This is a genomic window from Streptomyces sp. NPDC001380 (assembly GCF_042895785.1).
GTDB lineage: Bacteria > Actinomycetota > Actinomycetes > Streptomycetales > Streptomycetaceae > Peterkaempfera.
This window is the reverse complement of the sequence record NZ_JBIAWP010000008.1, coordinates 174,165-182,894: the sequence shown is the minus strand read 5'-3', so window position 1 is coordinate 182,894 and position 8,730 is coordinate 174,165. Positions and strand designations below refer to the sequence as shown.

The following is an 8,730-nucleotide window of genomic DNA, read 5'->3' as shown; positions in this document are numbered from 1 at the left end:
GCCGGGCGCCGCCCCGGCCCCCCCCCGGGCCCGCCCCCCGCGGGCGGGGGGCGGGGCGGCGCGGGGGGGGGGGGGGGGGGGGGGGCCCGGCCCCCCCCCCCCCCCCCCGCCCGGGCGGGAGCCGCAGGCACGGGCCGGGCAGGAGCCGGGCAGGAGCCGCGGGCGGGGGCGGCCGCGCCGCCCGCGCGCGCCGGGTACGGCGGACGTACGGTGGAAGGCGGAACCACCGGGAGGCGTCATGACCGACCTGCAGCACGCCGCGCACCGCACCCCGCCGGCCCTGGTACCGCCGGCCGAGACCCCCGAGTGCGAGAGCAGCACGACGGCCGGGATCTCGACACCGGAGTCGCCGGCCCTGCACAACGCGTGGAGCGGCCGCTGGCCGCTCGTCATCATCGGCCTCCTCGTGATCGTGGTGATCGGCTTCTTCGCGGCACGCATCGCCGCGTTCTGACCCCGGCCGCACCCGGACCCGGCCACCGGCGGCGCCGGTCGGCGCACCCGTGGGGGTGCGCCGACCGGCGCCGCCCTGCTGTCCGGCCGCGTTCCCGCAGGCAGCGTTCCCGCCGGCCGTGTTCCCCCGGGCCGCGTCCCCGCCGGGCCGGCGGCCGGGAGGCCGGGGGGGGGACGCCCGGGAGCAGGCCCCGCCCGCCCCGACCGCGGCGCACCCTCCCGGGCGTCTCCGCCGCAGGTCCCCCGGACGGTCCACGGGAGGACCGCCATCCGGCCCTGCCCGGGGTGCGGCCCGGCGGGAGCCCTGCCAAGACTGACCGCATGGCAGAGCAGAGCCGACCGCGCCCCCGTCCCGCGGCGAAGAGCACGGAGAAGACGGCGGACAGGGCTGCAGGCAGGACCTCGGCCAAGACCGCCGCACGGCCGGCCCGCCGTCCGGGCGTCGGCCCTGCGGAGGCGGCCCGCAACGCGTGCGGCGCCCTGGAGGAGCTCATCCGCCACCGCGTCGAGGGCGTCTCCGGCATCGAGCGCACCGAGGACGGCTGGTGCGTCGCCGTCGACATGCTGGAACTCCCCCGCATCCCGGACACGACCAGCCTGCTGGCGACCTACGAGGTGCAGTTGGACCGCGACGGGGAGCTCGTCGGGTACCGCAGGGTCCACCGGTACCGCAGGGGTGCAGCCGACTCGTGACCGCCTCCACGCCGCCGGGTCCGCACCGGACCCGGTCCGGGCCCGCCCCCGCGTGAACGACCTGAGAGGACGCCCCACCCATGAGCACCACCTACACCGACGAGGTCGTGTGCGTCCCCCGCACGGGCACGCTGTACGACACACTGGAACTCATCCTCGACCGCGGCATGGTCATCGACGTGTTCGTGCGGGTGTCCCTCGTGGGCATCGAGATCCTGAAGATAGACGTCCGCATCGTCGTGGCGAGCGTCGACACCTACCTGCGGTTCGCCGAGGCCTGCAACCGCCTCGACCTGGAGCACGACACCCGGAGCGCGACCGTCCCCGAGCTGTTCAGCGGACAGGCGGCCAAGAAGGTCGGCAAGCGCAAGGTGAAGAAGGCCGTCTCGTCCGTGGGCGACACGGTGCGGAAGGCCTTCTCCGGCGGGGACGAGGACGAGGACGAGCGCGAACCCGAGCCTGACGACCGCCCGCGCCGCCGCGCCTCCTCCTCGTCCTCCTCCGACCGTCCCCGCAAGCGCACCGCGGCGGCCGCCCGGTGAGCGGCCACGGGGTCTACGTCTACGCGATCGTCCGGGCCGGCCGGGGCGGCCCGGGGAGGAGGTCGGCCGCGGAGGGCGGGCCGGGCGCGGGGAGGCGGTCCGGGGCGGCGGGGAGGTCCGGCGCGGCGGGGAGGTCCGGCGGCCGTCCGCTGCCGGTCGGGGTCCGGATGCTGCGGGAGGGGCCGCTGGCGGCGGTCGTCGCCGACGCCCCCGAACGGGTCCGCCCCCGGCGCCGCGACCTGATGACGCATCAGGAGCTGCTGCTGGCACTGGCGGAGGAGGGCGCCGTCCTGCCCATGCGCTTCGGCATGGTCGCGCGCGACGAGGACGTGGTGCGCGACCAGCTCGCCACCGGGCGCGAGGCCCACCTGGCGGCGCTGGAACGGCTGGACGGGCGGGTCGAGATGAACCTCAAGGCGCTCCCCGCCTCCGACGCCCTCGCGGCGCTGGTCACCGAGGAGCCGAAGGTGCGCAGGCTCCGGGAGGAGGCGCGCCGCCGTCCGGGCTACGAAGCGAACCTCCGGCTGGGCGAGGCGGTGTCCGAGGCCCTGGCGCGCCGGGCGGCGGAGGCCGCGGACCGGGCGGTCCGCGAGCTGGCGGCGCTGGCCGAGGCGGCGGTCCCGGGGCCCGACGTCGCCGGGTGCGTCCGCAACGTCTCGTTCCTGGTGCGGCGGGAGGCGGCGGCCGGCTTCCTGTCGGCGGCGGACCGGCTGGCCGCGGCGTACCGCGACCGGGCCGAACTGAGGGCGGTCGGGCCGCTGCCCTGCTACAGCTTCGCGGCGCACGAGCCGTCGTCGGCAGCCGGGGCGGCGGTCTGACGGCGGCGGCCCCGGACCGGCGGTCCGGCCGCGGCCGTCCGGCAGCAACGGAGCGGCAGCGGCGGTCCGGCAGGGGTGCGGCGTGCGGAGGACGACAGGAGGAGGACCGCGTGAGGAGGACGGTGTGGGACTGCTGACCGGGATCCTCTGCCTGCCGCTCGCCCCCGTCCGCGGTGTGGTCTGGGTGGCCGACCGGGCCGTGGAGGCCGCCGCGTGCGAGGTCCGCGACCCGACGGTGCTGCGGGCCCGGCTCGCCGCGCTGAACCAGGCACTGGAGGACGGGGAGATCGGCATGGAGGAGTTCGAGAAGGAGGAGGACCGCCTCCTCGACCTGCTGGAGGGGCGGCAGCCCGGCATGGTCCGGCCGCCCGGGGCGGTGGGGCGGTGAACGGCGGCCGGGGCGGCCCGGGGGGCGGCGTCGAGGTGTGGTCGGAGCACCCCGTCCCCGGCCCGTCCGCCACCAACCTCGCCGACCTCCTGGAACGCATCCTCGACAAGGGGATCGTCATCGCGGGCGACATCAAGGTCGACCTGCTCGACATCGAACTGCTCACCATCCGGCTGCGGCTGTTCATCGCCTCGGTGGACACCGCGAAGAAGGCCGGCATCGACTGGTGGGAGACCGACGCCGCGATGTCCTCCCGCGCCGCGCGCAGCGAACTGCTGGAGGAGAACCGGAGGCTGCGGGAGCGCGTGGAGCTGCTGGAGGCGCTGGAGGACGGCTCCGACGACCCGGACGGCGAGGACGGGCTCCCGCCGCTCCGGCTGAGGACGAGGAAGAGGGAGTACCCGAGGCGATGACGGACACCGCACCGGCACCGGCCACCGCACACGACCGTCCGGCCGCCGCGCAGGACGGTCCGGCCACTGCACACGACCGTCCGGACCGCACCGTGGCGACCTGGGTCTTCGCCGTCGGCCGCGCCTACGGGGCGGAGGACCTCGCCGGGGCGGCGGGACTGTCCGCCGCCCCGGTGCGCCCGCTCGCCTTCGCCGGACTCACCGCCGTCGTCCAGGACGTGCCCGCGGCCCTCTTCGGGCGCGAGGCGCTGACCGAGCGGCTCTCCGACCCCGGCGAGCTGGAGCGCTGCGCGCGCGCCCACCACGCGGTGGTCACCGCGGCCGCGGCCTGCGGACCGACGGTGCCCATGGCGCTGGCGACCCTCTACCTCGGGGACGAGCGGGCCAGGGCCGCCCTGACCGCCGACGCCGGACGCTTCCGGGCCGCCCTGGAGCGCGTCGGGGGCCGCGTGGAGTGGGGCGTCAAGGTGTACGCACGGCCGGACGCCGCCGGGACGCGGCCCGGCGTCCCGGCCGGCGGGGCCCCCGGACCGGACGCCCCCGGTGCCGGGCGCGCCTACCTGGAACGGATGCGCGGGGTCCAGCGGGCCCGGGAGGAGGGCCGGTCCTCCGCCCTGCGGACCGCCGAGGAGGTGCACGCCGCGCTCTCCGCACTGGCGGTCGCCGCCCGCAGGCTGCGGCCGCACGGCCCCGGCGCCTCCGGGGAGCGGCGCACCCAGGTCCTCAACGCCGCCTACCTGCTGCCCGAGTCCGGCGCGGACCGGATCGCGGCGGCCGTGGAGGAGCTGCGCGGACGGGCGGGGGCCGGGGTCGACATCGAGACGTCCGGGCCGTGGGTGCCGTACTCGTTCGCGGGGGAGGCGTAGCCGATGGGGGTCGCCGACCCGGTGCCCTGGGACGCGTCCGACCCCGGCCTCGCGCCGATCGGCGTACCGCTGGTGGACCTGCTGGACCGGGTGCTCGCCACCGGGGTCGTGATCAGCGGCGACATCGTGATCGCCATCGCGGAGGTCCCCCTGGTCCGCCTGTCGCTGCACGCGCTGCTCTCCTCCGTGAGCAGGCGCGTGCCCGCGCCCTGGATGGACGGGGGGCCGCTGTGAGCACGTCCCGGCTGGACGTCGACGAGGAGTCGGTCGGGCGCGACCTGGTCGCGCTGGTCCTCACCGTGGTCGAGCTGCTGCGGCAGCTGATGGAGCGTCAGGCCGTCCGGCGGGTCGACGAGGGGGACCTGACCGACGACCAGGTGGAGCGGATCGGCCTGACGCTGATGATGCTGGAGCGGCGGATGCGGGAGCTGTGCGACGCGCACGGCCTGCGAATGGAGGACCTGAACCTCGACCTCGGGCCGCTCGGAACCCTGCTCCCGAACAGCTGAGGCCGGACCGGCCGCCCGTCCCGCACACCGCCGTCCCGGCCGGCCCGCCCCGGGCGGCACCGCCGCCCGGCCCTCAGCGGCTCCTGGCGGCGGACCGCCGCCTCGGACGCCTCGCGGGCTCCTCCTCGGGCTCCTCCTCTTCCTCCTCGGGCTCCTCCTCTTCCTCCTCCTCGGGCTCCTCCTCTTCCTCCTCCCCTTCCTCGGACTCCTCGCCCTCCTCGTACTCGTCCTCGGGCTCCTCCTCGCCCTCCTCGGGCTCCTCTTCCTCCTCGCCCTCCTCGTACTCGTCCTCGGGCTCCTCGCCCTCCTCCCCCTCCTCGGGCTCCTCGCCCTCCTCGGGCTCCTCGCCCTCTGCGCCTTCCGCGCCTTCCTCCGGCTCCTCGCCCTCCTCGGGTTCCTCGCCCTCCTCGTGCTCCTGCTTCTCCTCCTCGAGGGCGTCCTCGTGGGACTTGACGACCTCGCTGTCCCGGATCTCCCCGCGCCAGCCCTCGACCTCGTCGGGGTTGAGCAGGGTCTTCGTCATGACGTGCCGCCGGAAGTGCTTGAGCTCCAGGCGGGCCCGCCGGCCCTGGGCGCGCCAGATGTTGCCCGTGCGCTCGAAGAGGCCCTGGGGGTGGTACTCCAGGACCACCAGGATCCTCGTCAGGTTCGGGGTGACCTCGTGGAAGGTGACGGCGCCGTCCACGTGGCCCTTCGGGCCCTCGGACCGCCAGACGATCCGCTCGTCCGGGACCTGGTCGACGATGGTCGCCTTCCAGGTGCGGTGGGACCAGAAGATCTGCGCCTTCCAGGTCGCCTTCTCGTCGGACTCGTGGTTGACGCCCTCCACCTTCTTCATGAACTCGGAGAACTGCCCGAACTCCGTCCACTGGTTGTAGGCGACACGCAGCGGGACGCCGACGTCGATGTCCTCGACGATGTTCGTCACCTTCACCTTCTTGCCGCCTCCGCCCTTCCCCCCGCCGCCGCCCCCGCCCCCGAAGGCCTGCTTGACCTTGTCCTTGATACCGCCCGCCCCGGCCCCCAGGGCGGCCCGCAGCGGCGACTTGCCCTCGGCGATGCTCTTGCCGCCCCTGAGCGCGGCCTTCAGACCCGGGTTGTCGGCGTTCTCCGCATATTCGGTGAGGCGGTCGGTGACGCCCCCCATCCTGTCGGTCACCGCGGAGACCGCCCGCTCCCCGAGGGCGGACATGACGTTCTGGGCCTGCTCACGCAGGCGGTCGGTCGGCAGCTCCTCGGCGATCCGGCCCAGTCCGCCGGACGCGCCGCTCTTCTCGCCCTCCGCCACGGCCGTCACCTCCCGCGCCGGGACGCGGCGGTCTTCTTGGCCGTACGGCCGGCGGTCTTCTTCGCCGCCGCCTTGCGCGGCTCGGCCTTCTTGGCCGCCGCCTTCTTCGCGGCCGCCTTCTTGGCGACGGCCTTCTTGGCGGCGCCCTTCCTGGCCGGACCGCCGGCGCCCTCCCCCTCGGCCTCACGCCCGGCCCCGCGCCTGCCGCGGCGCGCCTTGGGCGCCCGCTCGGGCTCCTCCTCTTCCTCCTCGGGCTCCTCCTCAGGCTCCTCCTCGGCCTCGGCGCCCTCTTCCTCCTCCGGCTCCTCTTCCTCCTCGGGTTCCTCCTCCTCGGCCTCGGCGCCCTCTTCCTCCTCCGGCTCCTCTTCCTCCTCGTACTCCTCCGGCTCCTCCTCGTACTCCTCTTCCTCCTCGGCGGGCTTCTTCCCGGCCCGCAGGAGGTCGGCGCGCTCCTGGAGGCGGTCGCTGAGGCTCTCCACCTGGCGGGTGGCGGCGGCCATCGCGGCCTTCTTGCCCGCCTCGACGACCTGGCCGCGGACGACACCGACGAGCTGCTCGACCTGCGGCGAGGACTTCAGGAGGTCCCCCGCCAGCGCTCCGGGCCCGGCGGACTGCCCGAGCTTCCTGCCCGCAGCCATCCCGGCGAGTGCGAGGACCCAGCGGGTCTTGTGGAAGCGGCCGAGCACGTAGCCCGCGGCCAGGCCGGCGGCAAGTGTGGTGTTCTTCATGACGGTGTCCCATCTGGCGCCCGGCCGCGCGGGCCGGGTCCGCGTGAGGGTGGTTCCGTAGCGCGTGGAGGGGCCGCACGGGAGAGGTGCGGTCGTCTGCGGGAACGGCGGAGCCGCTGCGGGGCGCGCGTACCGCGCCGGTCCGCCCGGTCCCGGCCGTGCACGGTCGGCGGCGCGTCGGGTCCGGAGACCGGTCCGCCGGGGCCGCACCGGGGGTGGCGGCGTGTCAGAGTCCTCTCCTCCCATGCTCCACCCGGGGGACGGGGGCCGCACCTCGGGTGGCGGCGCGGGCGGGGCCCGGACCCCGGGGAACGGGACGGCCCCGCGCCCCCGGATCGGGGGACGCGGGGCCGCCGGGGCACCCGGAGCGGGTCAGATGTGGACGACCGGGGCGTGCGCCTCCTCGGTCCGCTGCTGCGGCAGTGCGGCCGAGGGCCGCCGGTACAGGAGTCCGGTGACGACCAGGCCGAGGGTGAAGATGCCGGCGGACCACCAGAAGGCCGTCGTGTAGCTGTGCAGCTGCGCCTGCGCGAGGGTGGCGGGGCTGGGGACGCGGCTCGCGAGGTAGGCGGTGGCGGCGCTGGTGGCGAGGGTGTTGAGCAGGGCGGTGCCGATGGAGCCGCCGACCTGCTGCATGGTGTTGACGGTGGCGGAGGCCGCGCCCGCGTCGGCGGGGGCGACGCGGGCGGTCGCCTGGCTCATGGCGGGCGGCAGCACGTGGCCGAGTCCGAGGCCGAGGACGAGCAGCGGCGGCAGCACGTGGGTGGCGTACGAGGTGGTGAGGCCGATGCCGGTGAGCCAGACCATGCCGGCGGCGGCGAGCGCCATGCCCGCGGGGACGGCGGCCTTGGCGCCCAGGCGGGGGACGGAGAGGTTGGTCGCGACCTGGGCCGAGACCATGAGTGCGGCGATCATGGGCAGGAAGGCGAGGCCGGTCTTCACGGGGGTGTAGTGCAGCGTGGCCTGGAGGTAGTACGTCAGGAAGAGGAAGACGCCGAACATGCCGGAGGCGGCGACCATGACGGCGGCGAAGGAGGCCCCGCGGTCGCGGTCCAGGACGATGCGCGGCGGCAGCAGCGGGTGCGGGGCGCGGGTCTGCCGGAGCGCGAAGGCGGCGACGAGCAGGGCGCCGCCGGCGAGGAAGCCCCACGTCATCGGCGAGGACCAGCCGTGCGACTCGGCGTTGGACAGGCCGTACACGACGCCGAAGAGGCCGGCGGAGACGAGCACGGTGCCGGGGATGTCCAGCGTGGCCTCGCGGTTGCGACGGCTGCGCTGGAGCAGCAGCACGCCGCCGGTGAGGGCGAGGGCGGCGAAGACGAGGTTGACGTACAGGGTCCAGCGCCAGCTGAGGTGCTCGGTGAGCAGGCCGCCGAGCAGGAGGCCGATGGCGCCCCCGGTGCCGGCGATGGCGCCGTAGACGCCGAACGCCTTGGCCCGCTCGCGGGCGTCGGTGAAGGTGGTGTTGAGCAGGGACAGCGCGGCCGGGGCGAGGAGCGCGCCGAAGAGGCCCTGCAGGGCGCGGCCGCTGACGAGGAGGGTGAAGCTGCCGGCGGCCCCGGCGAGCGCGGAGGCGGCGGCGAAGCCGACCACGCCGACGAGGAACACCCGCTTGCGGCCGACCAGGTCGGCGAGGCGTCCGCCGAGCAGCAGCAGGCTGCCGAAGGCCAGGGAGTAGGCGGTGACGATCCACTGCCGGTCGGCGTCGGAGAAGCCGAGGTCGCGCTGGGCGGAGGGCAGCGCGATGTTCACGATCGTGGCGTCGAGGACGACCATCAGCTGGGCGAGTCCGACGACGGCGAGGATCCACCAGCGGCGGCTGGGCGGCTGGTCGGCTTCCCTGAGCGCGGTGGCCCCGGCGGGCGTGCGCTGCGACATGTGGCTGGTCATGGCGAGAGGGCTCCAGGGAGGGGGGTCGGCTGCGGGTCGGCTTCGGGTCGGCTGAAGGTTCCGCTGGGGGTTCCGCCGCACGGGGGCGGCGGGATGCGCCGAGGTGCACGCACGGGCCGGTCGCCGCGGGAACGGCCCGGGA

12 protein-coding genes are annotated in these 8,730 nt (G+C 75.9%); 9 read left to right on the top strand and 3 right to left on the bottom strand.

The window, feature by feature from the left end; translation table 11 throughout:
* The first annotated feature begins 238 nt into the window (after positions 1–238).
* From ACFY07_RS12640 to ACFY07_RS12600, 9 genes are all read left to right on the top strand, one after another.
* Positions 239–454 carry a DUF6480 family protein gene (locus ACFY07_RS12640; RefSeq protein WP_390868648.1) on the top strand — a complete coding sequence of 72 codons (216 nt, stop codon included), beginning with the start codon at positions 239–241 and terminating at the stop codon, positions 452–454.
* A gap of 320 nt (positions 455–774) precedes the next feature.
* On the top strand, positions 775–1,146 hold the full coding sequence (locus ACFY07_RS12635) for a gas vesicle protein (RefSeq protein WP_390868647.1): 372 nt from the start codon (positions 775–777) through the stop codon (positions 1,144–1,146).
* An 80-nt stretch (positions 1,147–1,226) separates the two neighbouring features.
* On the top strand, positions 1,227–1,688 hold the full coding sequence (gvpJ, locus tag ACFY07_RS12630) for a gas vesicle protein GvpJ (RefSeq protein ID WP_390868646.1): 462 nt from the start codon (positions 1,227–1,229) through the stop codon (positions 1,686–1,688).
* The gene (locus ACFY07_RS12625) at positions 1,685–2,506 is read left to right on the top strand and encodes a GvpL/GvpF family gas vesicle protein (RefSeq protein ID WP_390868645.1); all 822 of its coding nucleotides are present in this window, start codon (positions 1,685–1,687) and stop codon (positions 2,504–2,506) included. The genes gvpJ and ACFY07_RS12625 overlap by 4 nt, the downstream gene beginning before the upstream one ends.
* Positions 2,507–2,630: 124 nt before the next feature.
* Positions 2,631–2,894, top strand: coding sequence for a gas vesicle protein GvpG (locus tag ACFY07_RS12620; RefSeq protein WP_230747332.1), 264 nt, complete (start codon positions 2,631–2,633; stop codon positions 2,892–2,894).
* Complete coding sequence (locus tag ACFY07_RS12615) at positions 2,891–3,307, top strand: gas vesicle protein (protein WP_390868644.1); 417 nt, start codon at positions 2,891–2,893, stop codon at positions 3,305–3,307. The genes ACFY07_RS12620 and ACFY07_RS12615 overlap by 4 nt, the downstream gene beginning before the upstream one ends.
* The gene (locus ACFY07_RS12610; RefSeq protein ID WP_390868643.1) at positions 3,304–4,173 is read left to right on the top strand and encodes a GvpL/GvpF family gas vesicle protein; all 870 of its coding nucleotides are present in this window, start codon (positions 3,304–3,306) and stop codon (positions 4,171–4,173) included. Before ACFY07_RS12615 ends, ACFY07_RS12610 begins: the two co-directional genes overlap by 4 nt.
* A gap of 3 nt (positions 4,174–4,176) precedes the next feature.
* Positions 4,177–4,407 (top strand): gas vesicle protein, encoded by a 231-nt coding sequence (locus ACFY07_RS12605; RefSeq protein WP_390868642.1) that lies wholly within the window; start codon positions 4,177–4,179, stop codon positions 4,405–4,407.
* A complete protein-coding gene (locus tag ACFY07_RS12600; protein ID WP_230747335.1) occupies positions 4,404–4,682 on the top strand; it encodes a gas vesicle protein K in 279 nt (92 codons plus the stop codon). The genes ACFY07_RS12605 and ACFY07_RS12600 overlap by 4 nt, the downstream gene beginning before the upstream one ends.
* Positions 4,683–4,755: 73 nt before the next feature.
* Here the strand turns inward: ACFY07_RS12600 and ACFY07_RS12595 are convergent, their stop codons facing one another.
* From ACFY07_RS12595 to ACFY07_RS12585, 3 genes are all read right to left on the bottom strand, one after another.
* The gene (locus ACFY07_RS12595) at positions 4,756–5,970 is read right to left on the bottom strand and encodes an SRPBCC family protein (protein ID WP_390868641.1); all 1,215 of its coding nucleotides are present in this window, start codon (positions 5,968–5,970) and stop codon (positions 4,756–4,758) included.
* Between the two features lie 5 nt (positions 5,971–5,975).
* The gene (locus tag ACFY07_RS12590) at positions 5,976–6,698 is read right to left on the bottom strand and encodes a histone protein (RefSeq protein ID WP_390868640.1); all 723 of its coding nucleotides are present in this window, start codon (positions 6,696–6,698) and stop codon (positions 5,976–5,978) included.
* A gap of 372 nt (positions 6,699–7,070) precedes the next feature.
* Positions 7,071–8,576, bottom strand: a complete 1,506-nt coding sequence (locus ACFY07_RS12585) for a DHA2 family efflux MFS transporter permease subunit (RefSeq protein ID WP_390868730.1) — start codon at positions 8,574–8,576, stop codon at positions 7,071–7,073.
* Positions 8,577–8,730: the final 154 nt, after the last annotated feature.